Annotated in this window: 13 protein-coding genes; 8 read left to right on the plus strand and 5 right to left on the minus strand. The window is 35.9% G+C overall.

From position 1 onward, the window contains the following. The first annotated feature begins 11 nt into the window (after positions 1–11). From PLJ10_08205 to PLJ10_08215, 3 genes are all read left to right on the plus strand, one after another. A complete protein-coding gene (locus PLJ10_08205; GenBank protein HOK09629.1) occupies positions 12–1,631 on the plus strand; it encodes a hypothetical protein in 1,620 nt (539 codons plus the stop codon). Positions 1,632–1,729: 98 nt separating this feature from the next. Beyond that, positions 1,730–2,314, plus strand: a complete 585-nt coding sequence (locus PLJ10_08210; protein HOK09630.1) for a response regulator — start codon at positions 1,730–1,732, stop codon at positions 2,312–2,314. 80 nt (positions 2,315–2,394) lie between these two features. Beyond that, on the plus strand, positions 2,395–5,994 hold the full coding sequence (locus PLJ10_08215) for a response regulator (protein HOK09631.1): 3,600 nt from the start codon (positions 2,395–2,397) through the stop codon (positions 5,992–5,994). A 24-nt stretch (positions 5,995–6,018) separates the two neighbouring features. Here the strand turns inward: PLJ10_08215 and PLJ10_08220 are convergent, their stop codons facing one another. Further along, a complete protein-coding gene (locus tag PLJ10_08220; GenBank protein HOK09632.1) occupies positions 6,019–7,086 on the minus strand; it encodes a LacI family DNA-binding transcriptional regulator in 1,068 nt (355 codons plus the stop codon). 218 nt (positions 7,087–7,304) lie between these two features. On the opposite strand from PLJ10_08220, the gene PLJ10_08225 reads away from it, so the two are divergent. Then, on the plus strand, positions 7,305–8,297 hold the full coding sequence (locus tag PLJ10_08225) for a DUF1559 domain-containing protein (protein HOK09633.1): 993 nt from the start codon (positions 7,305–7,307) through the stop codon (positions 8,295–8,297). Positions 8,298–8,404: 107 nt separating this feature from the next. Here the strand turns inward: PLJ10_08225 and PLJ10_08230 are convergent, their stop codons facing one another. Genes PLJ10_08230 through PLJ10_08240 form a run of 3 tightly spaced genes read right to left on the minus strand, consistent with a single transcriptional unit; the run spans position 8,405 to position 11,733 of the window. Then, entirely contained in the window at positions 8,405–9,628 is a 1,224-nt protein-coding gene (locus PLJ10_08230) for a Gfo/Idh/MocA family oxidoreductase (GenBank protein ID HOK09634.1), read from the minus strand. 22 nt (positions 9,629–9,650) lie between these two features. Then, positions 9,651–10,673: a peptidylprolyl isomerase gene (locus tag PLJ10_08235; GenBank protein ID HOK09635.1), complete on the minus strand. Its 1,023-nt coding sequence runs from the start codon at positions 10,671–10,673 to the stop codon at positions 9,651–9,653. 13 nt (positions 10,674–10,686) lie between these two features. Continuing rightward, positions 10,687–11,733: a Gfo/Idh/MocA family oxidoreductase gene (locus PLJ10_08240; protein HOK09636.1), complete on the minus strand. Its 1,047-nt coding sequence runs from the start codon at positions 11,731–11,733 to the stop codon at positions 10,687–10,689. Positions 11,734–11,887: 154 nt separating this feature from the next. Between PLJ10_08240 and PLJ10_08245 the strand changes: the two genes are divergently transcribed. The 4 genes from PLJ10_08245 to PLJ10_08260 all read left to right on the plus strand — a co-directional run bounded on the left by PLJ10_08245 (position 11,888) and on the right by PLJ10_08260 (position 18,211). After that, the gene (locus tag PLJ10_08245) at positions 11,888–13,069 is read left to right on the plus strand and encodes a mannitol dehydrogenase (protein ID HOK09637.1); all 1,182 of its coding nucleotides are present in this window, start codon (positions 11,888–11,890) and stop codon (positions 13,067–13,069) included. A 13-nt stretch (positions 13,070–13,082) separates the two neighbouring features. Continuing rightward, positions 13,083–14,429, plus strand: coding sequence for a dihydrolipoamide acetyltransferase family protein (locus PLJ10_08250; GenBank protein HOK09638.1), 1,347 nt, complete (start codon positions 13,083–13,085; stop codon positions 14,427–14,429). A gap of 38 nt (positions 14,430–14,467) precedes the next feature. After that, complete coding sequence (gene lpdA, locus PLJ10_08255; GenBank protein ID HOK09639.1) at positions 14,468–15,859, plus strand: dihydrolipoyl dehydrogenase; 1,392 nt, start codon at positions 14,468–14,470, stop codon at positions 15,857–15,859. Between the two features lie 81 nt (positions 15,860–15,940). Next, positions 15,941–18,211, plus strand: coding sequence for a YfhO family protein (locus PLJ10_08260; GenBank protein HOK09640.1), 2,271 nt, complete (start codon positions 15,941–15,943; stop codon positions 18,209–18,211). 72 nt (positions 18,212–18,283) lie between these two features. On the opposite strand, the gene clpB is transcribed toward PLJ10_08260, so the two are convergent. Next, on the minus strand, positions 18,284–20,884 hold the full coding sequence (gene clpB, locus PLJ10_08265) for an ATP-dependent chaperone ClpB (GenBank protein ID HOK09641.1): 2,601 nt from the start codon (positions 20,882–20,884) through the stop codon (positions 18,284–18,286). Positions 20,885–21,033: the final 149 nt, after the last annotated feature.

A 21,033-nucleotide genomic window follows, 5' to 3' on the forward strand; every position in this document is an offset into this window, starting at 1 on the left:
AAAAAATTATTATGGAAAACTCCGAAAACATAGACCCATCAAATGAGATTAACACCAACTCGACGGTGGATGTTATTTTTTTTACCCGAAGAAAGAAAGCATTTAAATATATAATAGCCTCTACCATATTATTAACTTTTTGTTTATGGTTTTCGGATAGATATTTAAGGTTAGATTTAGACGAAACAAAGTATAGAATAGCATTAACCCTTGAAAATGAATCAGCCCGTCCAATATTACGAAGCATTGCTCAAAAATATTCAACAAACTCTGAACTAAAAAATGACTCACGCTACTTACAATATTTAGAGTTTCTCGCCTCCATCGAAGAAGGCGAAGAAGTTATTAAATTATACGACCAGATATACCAATCCAGTACCTATAATGTGTCATTTTTAATAAACTACGGTTGCCGACTTTATTTATTAGGAAAGTATGAACAGGCACAAAGAATCTTCAAAGAGGCTGAGGCATTCACACCCAGTAATTCTCTAATCGAATATTTAGAATCTGCCACCATTATAAACCCACTGGTTAATGATGAAACAATCTTCGAGCATGGCATTTCAATCATTGCTAAAAATAATAGAAGTGAACGTCCTATTATTTATCCGAAACCATTCTGGCATCCTACACTTCCCACAAACACTTATTTATTTTATATGCGACGTGAAGAATGTATTAACCGTTGCATTTCGCCTATTTACCGACTTTCCAGCGATATACTCAACAAAATAAATACCGAATCAAAACATAATAAAGCACATCACAAAAAAACATGGCTTGAAGAATTATACCTCATGGGAGAAAAAATAGGTTCGGCTGTGGATATTAATTCCGAGTATAGATTTTTCACTGCTATGCTTTCCCTAAAAATAAAAAAAGATGTCCTTGAACTTTATAAAAATGTTTCAGACCAGTGGAAATCAGAGTTATTAAATGATAAATTAACAAACCTTAATAATATATCTTCTTTGCTAAATGAGTTTCAGACCTTTGAGGAAAAAAGGAAATTAGAATTTGAACAAAGTAAAAATAATCGAATTAAATTAATCTGGTTAGTTGTCTCTGGGTTTTTAGAAATCCTAATCCTCTTTATAATTCTAAAACTTATTTCTTCACTCTTAAAAAGATTCGAAAAACCATCAATTTCTTTTTACCAATTCCCCTCATTACTTTACTTGTCAATACTAATATGGTTATTTCTAACCCTCTTATTAATTTTCTATTTTTCATATTTCGAAAATTTTATACACAACAACTACTCTTTTATATCATTCCTCTGGTATTCATTTCTTTCTTTACCTCTAATTTCAAGCTCTGTTTTTTTTATCAATAAGTTCTTTAAGAAAAAAGAGTCTCACAAAACAAATGGACATTCAGATTACACCGAGAAACATATTGAAACTCGTAAATCAACTTGGATTCGCTTTATTACCTATTTTATATTTTTTATTGAAAGAATATCTGGAATATTATTGGGAACTTATATCTTAGTTATTTGTTTTTGGTTTATTTTGTTCCGAGCTACCTATCACTCATATCCATACCAAATAAATCTGGTTCCAGATAAACTTCTTATCGATGAGATGAATTTGATATTAAAATATATTTCGATTTTCCATTCTTGACATATTTGTTTATAATTGTATATAATAAATGCTAATCCAACCAATAATGTTAAATCTGTAATAATTACTAAACTATAAATTCAAGGAGGTAATCAAGAATGAACAAAGAACAAAAAGCCTACACAACCTTTGAAGCAGCACGAATTTGTCATGTAACTCATCACAGTATTAAAAACTGGATTCGTCAAGGACTGATTAAAGCATCACGGACTCCTGGAGGCCACTACAGAATCCTCGAAAAAGACCTGGACGAATTTAGAGAAAAATATGATATGTTCCCAAGAGATAAAAATGCAAAGAAATACAGAATTATGGTTGTTGATGATGAGCCCGATGCCATAAACTTAATAGAAAATATTTTAGGTAAAGATGAATACGAAATTATTAAAGTAACGAACGCAACTGAAGTAGGCTTAAAATCTTTACAACTATCACCAGACCTTATCCTTCTTGATTTCCTTATGCCTGAAATTAACGGGTTCGAAGTATGCAGAGCCCTTAGAAGCAATGACATGACTCGATTTATTCCTATTATGGCGGTTACTTGTTTAACCAAAGATTCTGACATTGAACGGATATTTGCTTGTGGAGCAGATGAGTATTTAGCAAAACCTTTTAAGGTAGACCAACTTGTCGAAAAGGTAAAAGAGCTGGTAACTAAAGGGCGACCTGTCCAAAAATAATTTGATTCAAATAATAAAATTAATAAATCACAAGTTTAGTAAACAAACATAACTTTCTTTGTCTAACGGACAAGGGGCTCATGGAATCAACACCAAAATATCAGACAAGTATTGAACGAAAGTTTTTCACTGCGATATTTTGGGTTGGCGTAATTCCCATGACCTTAACGTTAATTATTGCTTATGTTTTTGCCCGAGAAGGTCAGTGGATTACTACAAAACGAAATTTAACAACTGCTGTCCGCAAAACAACAGAAGGGGTTCGCCTCTCATTAGAAACAAGGTTAAATTTCTCAGCGAGAGTTATAACAGACCCTCTTTTTTCACAATTCTGTCAATCTTCCCATGATATCAGACAATCCCTTGAAAACAAACTTTCTGAAAAACTATCTGACATCCAGAACATAAGTCAAGGGAAAACAATTGCTTTTGCTATTTTTGATACAGAGGGACATATCCTTTATTCAACACAGATGTTTAATCCTGGTGATTTTATATTAGATAAATGGTATCAAAAAATAAGATGGCCTTATATTGTATCTATATCTACTCCACCAAAAACAGAAAATTATACCCTTACAGTCGCCATTCCCATATACACAAAAGAAGACAACAAAATTGTTGGTTTCTTATTAGAAGTTCAGCAAGCAACAGAAATTATCGATTTCATACTTAGTCAACCGAATGAAACTGGTGGCTTTTCAACAGAAAATATATATAACACCATAATATATATAAGAGGAAATGATGGAATTGCCCTGTATAAAGATTTCAATAAAGAGAACAAGAAAAATGATATTAATTATGAGATTGTTGATAATCGATTAGTCCAACGATTAAAACGTTCCTCCAATAAAACAGAAGGGTATATCACATTATTACGATTTTCAAGCCGTGGGAAGGTAGCCCCTATTGTAATGGCATACCAAAAGATATACCCAGAGTATGAACTTTATTTCTGTGCCTATAGACCTCTATATGATATTTTTTGGTTTATTCATTTTGGTTCTATCTTAGCCTTAGCAATAGCAGGATTTATAATACTTTTCTTCTCACTCATTGGGTATCGAATTGTTCATCGAAATATTTTAAGACCACTTAGTTTAATCAATGAAGGAGCACAATTAATACAAGGAGGAGATTTAGAACTAAAATTAAAAATTGATACAGGAGATGAATTAGAAGAAGTAGCCAAGTCTTTCAATCAGATGGCAAGTGCACTTCGCAAAAATATTTATGAATTAGAAGCCTCTGAAGAACGTTACCGCAATTTAGTAAATTCCATGCGAGATGGTATATATCAAACTACCAAAGACGGCACTTTAACTCTTATCAACCCAGCAGGAGCAAAAATCTTAGGATTTGATTCACCAGAGGACTCCATCGGCACAGACTTGGAAAAATTATTTCTAAACTCCAATGACTTCAAAGAACTCTGTGCAGAATTAAACGAAAAACAGTATCTATTTCAATATCGAACATGGATAAAACCTATTAAAGGGGAACTTCTTTGCATTGAAATTTCAGCAACATGGATAAAAGATAGCAATAATAATATTGTTGGTGTTGAAGGAATATTCAGAGATATTACAAAAAATGTCCTGTTAGAAAAAGAGGTTCAGGAACGTGCAGAACGATTAAAGGCTGTCAATTTTATTGCACAAACCATTAACTCTAATCTGGAAGTTGGAAAAGTTTTAGAAAATGTTGTCAAAGAGATTAAACGATTAATAGCAAATATTGACTATGCCATTGTAGCACTACTCCCAGAAGGTTCAGAATCATCCAAAGAGCAATCAACTGCCTACGAAATTCTACCCCTTTTCCCTATCACACAGGTAAAGTCTCAAAAATCCTCATTTTACTGTGCTGAAAAAGTCCTTATTAATAAGAAAACACTCCATATTGATTATCTTAGTTCCGAAGATGAAAAAATTGCCAGTGAATTTCCAACAGACATAATAAGCCTTATCGCCACTCCTCTCTTTGCAGAAGATAAAATCATAGGTATCCTTGTTATAGGCTCTAAAATACCAAAAGCCTTTACTATCCACGATGTTGAAATTGTAGAAGAAGTTTCACCCCATATAGCAGTAGCAATACGAAATGCACGATTAATGGAAAGACTACAAAAAACACTGGATGAAGTAAAGAAAGCCCAACAGCAACTAAACAAAGCCAATGAAGAATTAAAAACCCTTGATGAAATGAAAACAAATCTATTGTCTAATGTCTCACATGAACTTCGGACGCCATTAGTCTCCATCATGGGTTACACAGATATGATATTAAGTGGGAAAACAGGACCTATCACCGATACACAGAAAGAATATTTATCTATAAGTATGAGGAATATAGAGAAACTGGTGAACCTGATAGAGAATTTACTCGATTTCTCAAAACTCCACAAGGGTAAGGAAGAACTCGTATTTAGCACTTTTGATATTGTTGAATCTGCAGAAATTGGATTACAAAATATCCGTCCTATGGCGGAACCAAGAGGAATTCAACTAATATTAACTGCCGAGACAAAGCCTATCCTTGTAGACGGAGATAAAGGAAAAATTCTTCAAGTCTTCAATAATCTTCTTTCCAATGCAGTAAAATTTAATAATAATAATGGAACTGTCGAAGTCAAATTAAAAATTATCGAAGATGAGGTAGAGGTCTCAGTTACAGATACAGGGATAGGAATTCCTCCAGAAGCACATGACAAAATTTTCACACGATTCTATCAAGTAGATTCCTCTACAACACGTAAATATGGAGGGACAGGCATTGGACTTTCAATCTCTCAAGACATTATCCGTTTACATGGTAGCCGTATCATCCTGTCAAGCACCTTAGGACAAGGAACAACTTTCTCGTTCCGATTACCTATTCATGGTACCAAAAGTGAAGTTAGCAGAAAATATGTTTCAGAAATTACACCCGATGAAACACATTTATTAGTAGAATTAGTAACTCAAGACCGTTCTCTAAGTGCACAAATAAGACAATGGCTACTTGAAGAGAATATAGATATATTACATGCTTCATACCCATCGTTTGCTCTTTCTTTAGTATTCAAATATAATCCCGATTGTCTCATCATTGATTGTGAAGAAACACCTTTAGGAAAAGAGCATGTCAATGAAATATTAAAAAACCCAGCAATTTCTCATATACCTATAATAATTATTACAAATAATGATTCCGTTTATAAACAATTTTCGGAAAAGGTCATCCATCGTTTACCAAAACAATTTCGGAAAAGTGTTCTTTTAAGTGCTATTCGGTATGCAATAAAAAATGTTACTGAAGAGCAACCTTTACTCGGCAACGAAATCTTATGTGTTGATGATGACCCTGAAATACTTCAATTCATGAAACGGTGTCTTGAAACTGCAGGTTATAAGGTAGACACTTCCAGATCTGGAGAAGAAGCCCTTGAAAAACTTCAAACAGGTCGTTTTAGTCTTCTTCTATTAGACATTGCCATGCCAGGACTCGATGGATGGGAAATATGCAGGATAATAAAAACAAATTCTAAATACAAGGGAATAAGAATTCACATTATCACCGCAAAATCAGTCAATGAGGATTTGCAAAAAATTTATGAGGTAGGGGCAGAAGGTTTACTTCAAAAACCATTTAAACAAGAAGAACTCCTCTCCATTGTTAAAACTTATATGCCTTAAAAAGCATACTCAAAATTAAATAATTTACTCTGGAAGTGTTTCGAAAAATCTATGTGTAGGCTCTATAATCTTTTGACTCTTCCGTTCCGTATCTAAAATCGGATTAAATAATACCTTAATTGGTCCCTCGCTTTTACCTTCAACCCATTTAGATAATAATTCAATACCTTCTGATGCAGATTCGCGAACAGGTAACCATACATGAGCCGAAGCCTCATCTAAAACAATTCCTTTCTCCTCGTATGTCCAGGTTAATACCTCACAGTCCCTACCGATTTTCCGTCCTGACTTCTTTATTCCCTCACGAACTGCCTCTCCATTTTCTGTACCACTACTGTCAATCAAAGCAGTAATGTTAGTATCGGATAAAAGTTGGTGAACCCGCAATGCTACATTACTCGCTCCAAAATTAACATATTTCACATGTCTCTCAGAAAAAGGCAAGCCAGATTCCTCTAACGCTCTTTTATATCCACGTACTCGTTCCACCCCAGGTTGATAATTGTGGAAACCCTGTAATATAGCAATATATTTATGCCCTCTATCTATCAAAAATTTTGTGCTTATATAAGCTGCTTTTTCATAATCAACCGTCGCATAAGACAACTCAGGAAAAGATTCCAATCTTCCAAAGGCTACATAAGGAATACCTGTTACATGAATCTTTCTCGCAATTACATCCGATAACGATAAAGGACCTGCAATTATACATGCTTTAAAAAGATTATCAAAAACACCCCGAGCATAATTTTCTATTTTTCCCAATTCATAAGGGAACATATCAAAACAAATATATTCCCCCTTTTTTCCAAATACTCGATATAACTCCATAAATAGCCATAGGAAAAAATTAGGACTAAAAGGAACTATCTCTATGGGTGCAGGAAACGTAACTCCAATACATGCAGGTTGATTTGCTCTCAACGAACGAGCAAAAATATTTGGGTGATAACCCAATTTTTCAACAATTTCAAGCACTTTCTTACGAGTTTCATCTTTAACCCCATCCTTAAAATTAATAACCTTACTAACTGTTTTTGCAGAAACACCTGCCATTTTTGCAATATCGTAAATTGTTATTTTCTCGAACATATAGAAATCTCCCTTTAGGTAACCGTTTACTATATTATAGCATAAAAATTAAAGATATTAAATCTTTTTTATATTTTAACAATTGTTATTTATATACAAAAAAATAATTTGACAAATATAATCTGATAGTGTATAATATAGTTATAAGGTAAACGATTACTTCAATGGGCGAAGTAATCAAAAAAGGTGTTTTAACAAAAAACATAAGGAGTTATCCTATGAAGAAAAAAGGTTTCACACTCATCGAACTGCTGGTCGTTATTGCAATCATTGGCATCCTCGCTGCAATATTGTTACCAGCACTGGCAAGGGCACGCGAAGCGGCAAGACGCTCCAGCTGTCAGAACAACTTAAAACAGTGGGGCCTCGTCTTCAAAATGTATTCCAATGAGGCTAAGGGTGAAAGATTCCCTCCCCTTCAGGCAGGTGGTTACCCTCGAGTTGATGGAGTGCTAAGAGGGGTCTTAGATGCAGGCCCTAATGTATTTGTGCTATACCCTGAATATTTAACAGACCCAATGATTATGTTCTGTCCTTCTGATGCAGAGTTGGGGACTTCTATTGCAAATGCCCACTTAAACGAAGATGTTAACCAAGATTGGTGCGTTGGTTATGCACATAATAATGGTGGAAAATGTGCCAGAGCAATCGATGCAAGCTATGGTTATTTAGGTTGGGTTCTGGATAAAGGTAATTGTACTGACCTAACTGCTCCATTAAGCAATTATCCTATGTTTGCAACTCTTGCTCAGTTGTTAGGAGTTCAGATAGATATGAATACTCAGGTTTCCCAGCAAGTAGCTGAGGCATTAAATTATTTAATAACCAATTTAATAACCAATGCTGCATCTATTCTTGCAAATCCTAATAACGTTCCACCTGGTATTTATGAGCCTGTTGACAAGGATATTACTGTACCACAAGGTTTAGGGAATGGTGGTAGTTCTACAGTGTATCGTCTTCGTGAAGGTATTGAGCGGTTCTTAATTACAGATATTAACAATCCAGCTGCATCAGCACAAGCCCAAAGTTCGGTATGGATCATGTTTGACCAATTAGCCACCAACGCATCTGCATACAACCATATTCCCGGTGGTTCAAATGTTCTTTACATGGATGGACATGTCCAATTTCAGAGATATGGGGAATGTGAACCAGCCCCTGTTAACAGACCTATGGCTGTTATGATTGGTATATTAACTTCTTTCTGAAAATTAAAGTCATACTTTAAAAACACAGAGAATGTCGGTAATATAGATATATTGCCGACATTCTTTTTTTTAATTATTATATTAAATTGAATTTATCCAAACTTTTATTAAATAGAGACCAAACTATAATCAATAGAATAGTTTTTTCCATTCTCCTGAATAGATAACCGTGCACATTCATTAATAAGTTCATTGTAATATGAGTTTCGGGGTGTAGCAATAATACTGAGATTATTTATTCTTTCCATTTCTTCTAACTGTTTTTGTTTATCATCAATACGATCAATTCTTTTTATACAATGCACTAATTCTTCTATTGAAGTATAGCCATATCCAACAGGTTTCAATCCCGGTCCATTCCACGGCACTAATCGGAAATAATCTGTATTAATGGTGTAAAATTTTTTACTCGGTTCCGTTAGTTCCTCTTTAATACTATAACTCACACCACGAAATTGGTCATCATGTCTCAAAGTTGTTGTGCAATTTTCATTTTCAAAGTATAATTCTAATCCTTGCTGGTTACTACCGCCTCCCAGGTCGGGATAACCCAGACCATTGATAACAGATAGGATACCGCCATTTTCATAAATTACTCTACCATGTGACCACAAATAACCTATATTACCATTAGGGAATGGCTTTCTAATACCAACCACAGAAACAGATACCGGTTTTAGCCCTGTAATAAAAGCAACAAGGTCAACATAATGACAGCCAACATAAGTAAAAGGGTCGGAAATATCACAGGTAAACCAATTTTGAAAATTACTGTGGCGATAATAGTAAGGCTCAATCATCTTTGCCTCACCAATGATAAATTCACCGAATAATCCATTTTGATAATTCTTTCGTGCCAAAAGGGAACGGATATCAAACCGTTTATGGTATTCGACCCCCACAAAAAGTCTTTTTTCCTTTGATATTTTTTCAATCTCCACAAGTTGTTTATAAGTCTGAACAAGGGGCTTAACGCAAATTACATGCTGTTCATGAGCAAGTGCTTCCATAATAGCGGGATAATGCAAATGGTCAGGTAATGCGACAAAAACACATTGGCGGGGTGATAATGTCTTTATCGCCTCTTTGTATAAATCTGGATAGTATTCATTCTCGGACGTGTCCAGAGAAGGAAAAGAATTAAATGTTTGGTCAGGGAAAGCCTCTCTAATAAATAGGCTTTCCTGCAAATGTTTTAACGGTGTCGTATGTCTCGCACAAATAGAAATCTCCCCAATCAAACCAATTCTTTGCAAGTGATATAACGAAGGTAGAATTTGGTCGTGAACTATCATTCCTCCACCGATAATTAGCACATCTTTTGTTACCATAGAATCAGTCCCTATTATCTCTTTAGTTATAGAAATAGGTTATTGTTATTTCATTTTTCAATTTTTCCAACTCCTGTTTTAATACTTCTCTAACCTTTTGTTGAACAAGGTCTCTCTGAATCCCTTTTTCTACCTTTGCCAGCGGTACGTCACCAGGGCTATTTTTTGATACTATTTTAATTATATTCCAACCATTTCGTGAACGAAACGGAGGAGAAATAGCACCCTCTGGAAGAAATACCAGGTAATGTTTTATCTCGGGTTGAACATCATTTAGTGTCATCTCATAATACATATAATTTTGATGGGAAGAAAATGTATCCTGTGAATATTCTTTAGCAAGTGCAAAAAAATCTTCTCCTTTTTGTGTTCTTCGGTAGATTTCATTAATCAACTTTTCCTTCTCAGGGTCTCCAACAAAATCAACTATTAAAATATTTGCAAAGTCATAGGTATCTACATTTCTTTTGATAATGCCCATTTTCTTATACTTCTGATATGCTTCTTCAACATCTTTTTCAGAAATAGAAACAGTTTTTTTAATATTTTCAATATACGTATCTACCATAATTTTCTTTATAATCTGTTGCTTAATATATTCATCTGATAGGTGATATGATTGTAACCAGCGTTGATAAGCCTCTTTTCCACCTAACAACTGAATACCCTCTTCGTAAATATGTTCAACTTCCTCTTGAGAATATGTAATATTTTCACGACTCGCCAACAAAAATATCATGGTATGTTCTACAATCTCATCGAGGACTTTCCGCTGAAATTGCTCGTAATGTTGAGGGGAAGTTAAATATGCTGTTTGCTGTAATTCTAACTGTCTATATCGCAAATAGGCTTGGTAATCTGCTTTGGTTATTATTTCAGAACCTACCTGAACCAGCTTTTCATCAGATACCGAAGTAGTAGTTGCATTCGTTTCAAAATCCTTATGATTCACTGTATTTTCAGCTGAAAAGGAAGCCGTAATAGCCCAACAAAATCCAATAAAAGTAAGTAGTCCTATTCTTAATAAAATACTGTTATATGCCATATTAAAGCCATCTTTACAAATTAACATACTTACCAAGACGAGCAGACTTGTAAATACATTCGATTAATTCAACAGCATGTCGTGCTTCTCTTCCATCCACGGCAGGCTTTCGACCTTTTAATATTGCTTGAGCGAAATCTTCAATTTGTCTACGGTGCCCCTCAATCTTCAAAGCTGCCAATGGGTCACTTGCACCAGAACCCAATTCTGATTCTTTCGACATTGATTTTTCAACCTTTGCATCAATGGGCTTCCTCATACTGAACTTCCAGAAAATAAGTTTCCCATCTTCAAGTACTGCACTACCTTCCGAACCATGTACTTCTACACGTGCTGGGTGTCCTGGCCAAATAGCCGTGCTACCTTCAATAACACCATAAGCACCGTTTTTAAATTCAAGTGTAGCGGTTGCTAAATCTTCTACTTCTAAACCTTCATGAGCGATACATTGCGTTTGAGCAAAAACCCGCTTTACAGGGCCCATAAACCATAAAAGTAAGTCGATTTGATGTATCCCCTGGTTCATCAAAGCACCACCTCCATCTAATTTCCACGTACCACGCCATGAAGCACTGGCATAGTATTCTTTTGAACGGAACCATTTAATATAGGCATCACCTAATACCAATTTTCCAAAACGATTTTGCTCTATTGCTTGTTTGATCAATCGCGAACCTTCTGCAAACCGACTTTGGAATATACATCCTAATAGAACATTATATTTATCCGCAGATTTAATAATACGGTCAATTCTTTTAGTCGTCACTTCAAGAGGTTTCTCAGATAATATATGTTTTCCAGCTTCCGCACAATTTTCAGCAATTTCTGCCCTTAAACCACTGGGAACACAAATACACACTGCTTGGATATCTTTTCGTTCCAGCATCTTTTTATAATCCGTATACGGCTCTGCATTATATTGATTTGCCAACCGCAAAGCATTCTTTTCCACCACATCAGATACAGCCACTAATCTCGCACAAGGAACCGCTTGTATTGCGGCGGCATGAACAGGACCTATATTACCACAACCAATAATTCCAAAGCCGACTTTCTTCATGATTTATCTCCTTATGTTAAGTTCATTCATAATAACGGCACATTTTTAATCGTGCTATTTATAAAAGGCAAGTATTACACCGTAAATTATATCTATGATATAATACCAAATCCAACCTTGTATATATGATAAAGCCAATGTTAAGGGTATCTTGATGAAATTAGCTGTTCAATTTGGAGCAGGAAATATTGGTCGAGGTTTTTTAGGCCAACTTTTTTACGAAAGTGGTTACCATACTATATTCGTAGATGTGGTGCCAGAATTGGTTCATAATATTAATCAATTAAAAATGTATCCAATAAAAATTGTCGGCGAGACAGAACAAATCATTACAGTACAAAATATTCAAGCTGTTTTACTATCTCAAGTAGACGAGGTGGTAACGTATGTTGAAACTGCTGATATTATTGCTACCGCAGTTGGCGCAAAAGGGGTTGCGGATGTCTCATCAATATTAGCAAAAGGTATTATTAATCGACTAAATAAAACTGAGATAAAACCACTCAATATCATTATTTGTGAGAATCTACCAGAACCGAAACAAACATTTTACAAAGCGATTACATCCCATCTACCCAAAGAATTAATACAGCGATTTGATGAAAATATTGGGTTAGTTGAAGCATCTATTGGGCGAATGGTTCCTATTATTCGTCACGAAGACCTAAAAGAACATCCTTTGTTGATTCGCGTAGAAGAATATTGTGAATTGCCTGTAGATAAAGACGCATTAAAAGGAGAGATTCCAAATATAAAGGGAATGAAATTGTGTCGTCCATTTTCAGCTTATGTACATCGTAAACTGTACGTTCACAATTTAACTCATGCGGTCTGTGCCTATCTTGGGAAACTCAAAAATTATAAGTACATTTGGGAATCGGTAGAGGATGAGACCATTAGAAATATAGCAAAAAAAGCGGGTCTTGAAAGTGCTCAGGCTATTCACAAGTTAGATGGACTACCCTACGAAGAACTCGATCAGTACATTGATGACCTTTTGAAAAGATATAATAATCGTGGGTTAGGAGACCAGATAGAACGTGTTGCTCGGGATCCTATCCGTAAATTAGGCCCAGGTGAAAGGCTTATTGGGCCTGGCATGTATTGCATTAGAGCAGGTATCAACCCTGAACACGTCAGTTTGGGAATTGCAGGTGCAATTTATTATAACGGTGAAGATGAAACCAGCCAAGAATTGATAGAATGTAGAAAAAACTATGGAGATGAATGGGTATTAAAAAATATTTGTAAGATAGACATAATAAATCCTTTATACGAATTAGTAATAAACTCTATACAAAAATTAAAAGATATGAACTTAATAACCCCAAAATAAAAGGAAGACACCGATGTTTGAAGTTAAAATGCCAAAGTTAGGTCAAACTGTTGAAGAAGCAACGATTGTCCAATGGCTAAAAAAGGAAGGTGAACCTGTAAAGGAAGGAGAACCTCTATTTACAGTCCAAACAGATAAAGCAGAAATAGAAGTCGAGTCTCCTACCAGTGGTATCCTTTTGAAAATATTAGTAGAGGCAGGCATTGAAGTCCCTGTTTTATCGGTAATAGCCTTAATTGGAGAAGAGAATGAGGCAATTCCTTCTGAGTATATGAGTGGCAGTCCTTCCGTTCCAACAAAAGAGGCTATCCCATCAGACGAGAAATCACCTCAACAAAAGGAAGAAGTACCGAAGGAAAGTTCAACACAAAAAACAGACACTATTCGTACAGAATCTTATCACTCTGGTAAAGTAATTGCCTCTCCTCGGGCTAAAAAAACTGCAAGTGATGCTAATATCCCATTAGAATTAGTTACTGGTTCAGGTGTAGGCGGTAGAATTATGTCCTCTGATGTCCAAAATGCATTAAGCAACGTGCCAAAAGCCACACCTGTGGCAAAGAAGTTGGCAGAACAAGAAGGTATCGACCTCAGAACCGTGTCTGGAACAGGTCCACATGGAAAAATTACAAAGGAAGATATAGAAAAAGCAAAATTAATACCGAAGAAAGAACCTTCTCCTGTATCTTCCCTTCCTGAAACTCTTCAAAGGATTCCGCTAACTCCGATGCGGAAAATTATTGCTGAACGTATGAGCCAAAGTATCCACATCGCACCTCATTATTACATTACAGTTGAAATCGACATGACAAATGCTAAATCTTTACGCAGTCAACTACCATTTAAAGTTTCTTTTAACGATATTGTCCTATATGCTGTCGTAAGAACACTTAGAGAATTTCCATCTGTTAATGTCCAATGGGGTGGAGATTGTATCATTCAAATGCCTGACATCAATTTAGGTGTAGCGGTAGCATTACCTCAAGGCTTGATTGTGCCTGTGATAAAAAAAGCTCAGGAATTATCACTTGAAGGCTTGTCAAAAGCGGCTAAGGAACTCATTACAAAAGCACAGAATAACAAACTACTTCCGGACGACTACACAGGAAATACCTTTACAGTTTCCAATCTCGGACCTTATGGTGTAGACCATTTTACTGCAATTATAAATCAACCCGACAGTGCCATCCTTGCGGTAGGACAAATAAAAGAACGTCCTACGGTTGTAGACGGTGGCATCTTTATCCGACCCATCATGAAGGTTACTATGTCTTGTGACCATCGTGTCATTGATGGTGCGTTAGGTGGACAATTTATGGGTCGATTCCGTGAAATATTAGAATCAGCAGATTTTATGTAATACTTATATATCCGATAAAAACAACAAGGAGATAGATTATGCCAGATTATGATGTTATCATCGTTGGGGCAGGTCCAGGTGGATATGTTTCCGCTATTCGCAGTGCTCAAAGAGGTGCCAAAACTGCCGTTATCGAAAAAAAATATCTTGGCGGTGTTTGCCTTAATATTGGTTGTATACCTACCAAGACCCTAATTAACACTGCAGGTTTATATCGAAAATTAAAAAAGGCAACTGAATTTGGCATTTCTGTCGAAAATCTTCAATTGGACTTAAATCAATTAAAATTGAGAAAAAACAAAGTTATTTCCCTAAATACAGGTGGTATCGAACGTCTCTTCAAATCATACAACATCGATTGGATTAAAGGTGAAGCAATTATCAATAAACCTAATGAAGTCGATGTTGAAGGGAAAAAATTAACCACTAAAAACATCATCATTGCTACAGGTGGTAGACCTGTAGAATTACCAATACTTCCTTTCGATAAAAAACTTGTTATCGATAGTTCTCAGGCTCTTGAATTAACAGAGATACCTAAACGAATAGGGATTATTGGAGCTGGCGCTATTGGTTGCGAATTTGCATGTATCTGGAACAGTTTCGGTGCAGAAATTCATCTTGTCGAAATGATGCCCAATATCCTGCCAAAAGAAGACATAGAATTAACAAAAAGACTTGAATCCATTTTGAAAAAAGATGGGATACAAGTATACACTGGAAGCAAATTAAAAGATGCAACCGTAAACAAAAATAGTGTTCTTCTCACAATAGAAGGGGCTAAATCAACCCAAATAGAAGTAGATATGGTATTAGTATGTGTCGGAATGCGTTGCAATTCAGAATGCATACAGGACCCACTTCGTAGTGCATTAAAAATCAATAAAAAAGGTGGCATCGCAGTAAACGAGAAAATGGAAACAGGCGTTCCAGGCGTTTATGCTATTGGCGATGTTATTGACCGAACATGGCTGGCACACGGGGCTTCCAACGAGGGTATCGTTGCAGCTACTAACGCTACAGGTGGAAATCGAAAAATGAATTATCGGGCAATACCTGCATGTACATTCACTTTCCCTGAACTTGCCAGTGTTGGTATTTCAGAAGAAAAAGCGAAAGAACAAAATCTCGAGATAAAAATTGGACGGTTCTCTTTCTCTGCAAATGGAAGAGCACATTCAATTGGCGAACCTGAAGGTCTGGTAAAAATTATCGGTGATAGTCGAACAGATGAAATCTTGGGAGTCCATATATTGGGGCACGAAGCAGGTGAACTTATTGCCACAGCCAGTGTCGCTATTTCGTTAGAAAGCACAGTAGAAGAGTTAGTCGATACTATATTTACACATCCTACCTTATCCGAAACGATAATGGAGGCAAGTGAAGACTATTACGGAATAAGTATCCATACCCCTAAGAAAAAAACTTAAAACAGTGTCATTTTCCTTTATAATCACAAAGAATTATTAGTAGAATAATAGGTAAATATTTATCTATAAAGAGAATTAAAAATGTCAAATGAATACAGATATATATCTAAATCAAAAAGAGACCATATAACAATCCTCATTTTCCTGCTCTTATTCCCAGCAGTTATCCTTGCAATTGACATCTCCAACCAACGTGTCTCTGGAAACTACTATTCCTTATACAATAACCCTATATGGATGGAAGGAAAAACTCTATCTCAAGTCCCATTAGCATCCAATGACTATGTTACAGATACCTCCAGATACTTGTCGGATTACCTATTTTTATCTAAAGTCAAAGATGGTTACTCTCTCCTATGGGATCACACAACAGGCAGTGGCATTCCTTTCTTAGCACGTTGGAGTAGTCGTGCTTTCTCCTTATTCAGTCTACCCTTTTACCTATTACCTTTCCTATGGGCTATATACTCAAGTATATGGTTTAAAATGGTTGTTGCTGGTATCAGCACCTATTTTCTTGCAATATCCTTTGGACTACTTCCATCCACAGGTTTACTGGTGGCTGTTATATTCCAAACCGCAGGACCATTACTATATACCCCTATACATCCTATGACAGATATTCTTGTACTTTTCCCAATATATCTGCTCGTCTTGAACAAAATTTTTTGCCACTCCCCCCGCTTTTGGATATTATTAAGTTTTATCATTGCCATAATGGAACTGGGAGGCGACATTCAGACGATATTGCTCATTTTTGCATTTACAGTGTTATACATATTTTTTATGCTTTACCTTTCCAAATCAGGAAAGCAATATCATTTTAGTTCTATACTTTTTATAATCCTTGCGTGGATTGTTGCAAATGGATTTATTGCATTCCAACTATTGCCTTTTTTTGAATGGTGGGCACATAGAGCTAAATTCGCTGAGAATTATCACCCAATAAGATTCATGCTTCGCGATTTGGCGGGTCTTTTCCTCCCTAAGGCTATATCCTCAGAAAATTCAAAATATATTTCAGTTATTCTTCTATGCTCACCTGGAATTTGTGCCATTTTACTTCTCCCATTATGGTTAAGTGCACGACATCTCATTTCAAAAGAGACAAAAGATAAAATTGAATTATTATTCTTCTCAAGTATATTTATCTTCATAGTACTTGTTTTCTTCCCATATCTCAATATATCTCTCCCATCCCCATTTAATTTCTCTATAGTTCATATTGGTTGGCTTATTATCTTATCTACTGGTTTTATAATAGGCCTCGCTATAGAGTCATGGAACTTGTTTCCACCAGATGAATGCCGTCAATGCTTAAAACGGCTCCTTTTTATTGCACCTATATTCTGGTTACTTCTTTTCCTATGTTTCAGTATTGGGAAAATAACCAATTTTATAGGAATTAATAACTTCTGGCTGGAGTTCGGGTTGGGGCTCCTGTTTTTACTTCTTATCATTATTTATTTATTAATAAGTCTTTTTTCTCCATCACCTCGTAACGCTGGCTTTATTATTTCATTACTTTTTATACTCTCACTTTCCCTACTATATTACCCATACAGGCCAACAACACCTTCCATATTATTCTCACCTAATAATGAAATCATAACTAAGTTAGAAGCATACGGAAACCGATTTGCTGGCACAGAGGACGCACAAAATATTATTTTTCCACCATCAACACTCACAATGATGGTGATACCAAAAGATAAATGTACAGAACGTTACTATGCCTTTATGACCCAAGCATTGAAGGAACCAAAATTATGGATAAGAACAGGAACGTCATGTTTTATTTATACACCTTCACCAGAAAATAAAATGCCAGATTCTATATCTGCTATACGGCAAGAAGTAAAATTAAAACAGATATTTTCTTCTGGGGTGGCTATCTTCCAAATAGATTCCAATATTGGAAGGGCTTATGTTATTTATAAGGGTAAAAATGTAGATAAAGTATTACCAGAACTACTTACATCAGACACTCCTCATTTAGTTGAAAATACGGTCATCCCCGAGTCAGGCTCTATTCCTGAAATGCCTGCTACTATTGAAACCATTTCACCTACAGAGGTTCACATAAAGGTAGAGAAGACAAAACCAGGTATCTTAGTATTAGCTGATACATACTATCCTGGATGGTCAGTTAGTGTTGATGGAGTTGCAAAAGACATAATTCCAGTGAATATTGCGTTTCGTGGGGTTGAACTTAGCGAAGGAGACCATCAGATTGAATTTGTTTATAAATGTAAATGGTTATGGTGGGGATTTTCCATTACTATTACTACATTATTAATTGCTTTAATTATTTTAAGATTTTCATTCCGTTTCTCTGCACAGCTCTCTTGATACCATAAAAAGCCTCCTTCTTTTTTTGAGATAGACTATTTAAGAAGGAGGCTTTTCTACCATCAATCAATTTTACACATTGCACTCTGCTTTCTTATGCGTAAATATGAACTCATTATTCTCATTTACATCAATAATCAGGTGGTCTCCTTCACTAATATTTGTTGATAAGATTTGTATTGCAAGTGCGTCTACAATCTTACGTTGTATCAAGCGTTTCAAAGGTCTTGCACCAAACACAGGGTCATAACCTTCTTCTGCCAATTGTTCTTTGGCTTTATCGCTTATAGAAATACTAATCTGACGTTCAGCCAACCTTTTCGCCACTTGATTTATCTGTAAATCCACTATTGCTCGTATTTCCTTCTTCGTTAAGGGATGGAAGAGAATAATATCATCAACTCGATTCAAGAATTCTGGACGAAAATGATTATGTAACACATTTGTGACATATTCCACCTGTTTCTCGTAATCCATGTTTGTTTTTTGGAACACTTCACTTCCCAAATTGGATGTCATTATCACTATTGTATTTCGGAAATCTACCGTTCGACCTTTCCCATCTGTTAATCTCCCATCATCCAATAATTGGAGCAGTATATTAAATACTTCATGATGTGCCTTCTCAATTTCGTCCATTAGAATAACACTATAAGGTTTTCTTCTAACTGCCTCTGTCAATTGCCCACCTTCTTCATATCCAACATATCCAGGTGGAGCACCAATAAGACGAGCCACGGAATGTTTTTCCATATACTCAGACATGTCAATACGTATCATTGCATTTTCAGAGTCGAATAAAAGTTCAGCCAATGCACGAGCCAGCTCTGTTTTTCCAACACCCGTAGGACCGAGGAAAATAAATGAACCGATAGGCCTGTTGGGGTCTTTCAGACCTGCACGTGCACGTCGAACTGCATCAGATACTGCACGAATACCCTCTTTTTGACCTATAACCCTTTTTGAAAGACGTTCTTCCATATTAACCAACCTTTGCATCTCACCTTCTAATAAACGGTCTACAGGGATTCCTGTCCAGCTGGATACAATCTTGGATATATGTTCATCAGTAACCTCTTCACTCAAAAAACTCCCATTTCTCTGGATTTCGTCAAGTTCTCTTTTCTTTATTTCCAACTCTTTCTTCAATTGATTTAGTTCGCCATAAAGAATCTCCGATGCTTTGCCCAAATCCCCTTGACGTTGTGCAATATCTGCTTGTCGTTTTGCTTCTTCAATCTTTGCATTTATTTCACGAATTTGATTAATAACAGACCTTTCATTTTGCCACTTTGCTTTCTTAGCATTTAATTCTTCACGTAACTCAGCAATTTCCTTTTCAATTGCTTCACGTCTCTCAACTCCTGACCTTTCTGTCTCTTTTTTTAAAGCCAAATGCTCAATTTCTAATTGTCGTATTCTTCTATCCAACACATCTATTTCGTAAGGCATGCTATCAATTTCTATACGCAACCGCGATGCAGCTTCATCCACTAAATCAATAGCCTTATCAGGTAAGAATCGGTCTGTAATATATCTATGGCTTAAATAAGCGGCTGAGACGATAGCATCGTCACGAATTCGCACACCATGATGAACCTCATACTTTTCTTTTAAGCCACGTAAGATTGCAATTGTATCTTCAACATTGGGCTCATCCACTATTATAGGCTGGAATCTCCGTTCAAGTGCTGGGTCTTTTTCTACATGTTTCCGATATTCATCTAAGGTTGTAGCACCAATACAATGCAGTTCACCCCTTGCCAATGCAGGTTTCAACATATTAGAGGCATCAATAGCCCCTTCTGCTGAACCAGCACCAATTAGCGTGTGCATCTCATCAATAAACAGAATAATATTTCCATCTGATTCCTGAATTGCAGATAAAACAGCCTTTAGCCGTTCTTCAAATTCACCTCTAAACTTACTTCCTGCTATTAAAGCGGCTAAATCGAGTGCCGCAATTCGTTTATTCTTCAAGGTCTCAGGAACATCTCCCGAAACAATTCTTTGGGCTAAACCCTCTACAATGGCTGTTTTACCTACGCCAGGTTCTCCAATCAGTACGGGGTTATTTTTGGTTCTTCTCGACAATACTTGAATAACACGACGTATCTCTTCATCCCTACCTATAACAGGATCCAACTTGCCTGCTCTTGCCAATTGAGTTAAATCGCGACTAAACCGTTCGAGAGCGTCATAAGTTGATTCCGCATTCGGGTCATCTACCCTTTGATTCCCTCGCACCTCCTTTAAGGCTGAAAGGATAGCATCCTCAGTAATACCCAACTCTTTTAAAATTCTTCCTGCATAATTCGTTTTATCACGTACCATGCCCAAAAGGACATGTTCAGAACTTAGATATTGGTCTTTCAACGTCTTTGCAAAATTCCATGACACCTCTAAAACTTGTTGTAATTCATGAGAAAGATTCTGATTATGAGCACCAGAAACATGGGGTAGTTTTTTCATATCCCGCTCAATTAGGCTACTTACCTGCCCTTTCGATATGCCAAGTCGCTGTAATATCGGCACAACTGCAGAATGGTTCTTACTTAGTAACGCCGTTAGTAAATGTAAAGAAGTAACTTCTGGATGTCCCTTGCTTGAAGCCAAATCAAGGGCTTCAGATATTGCTTCTTGTAATGGAATAGTCAATCTATCAAATCTCATAGTTTGTTCTCTCCTTTCTTTTAAATATCTTTTTCAATATATTAGCAACCATTGTGCCAAGTAAATTATCAATTTTTATCAGTCTTTTTTAAATGATACTTAGATAAATGTTACAAAAAAATTCATCTATATTTCATAATGAAACAAAA

The organism is Candidatus Hydrogenedens sp. (assembly GCA_035361075.1).
Taxonomy (GTDB): Bacteria; Hydrogenedentota; Hydrogenedentia; order Hydrogenedentales; family Hydrogenedentaceae; genus Hydrogenedens.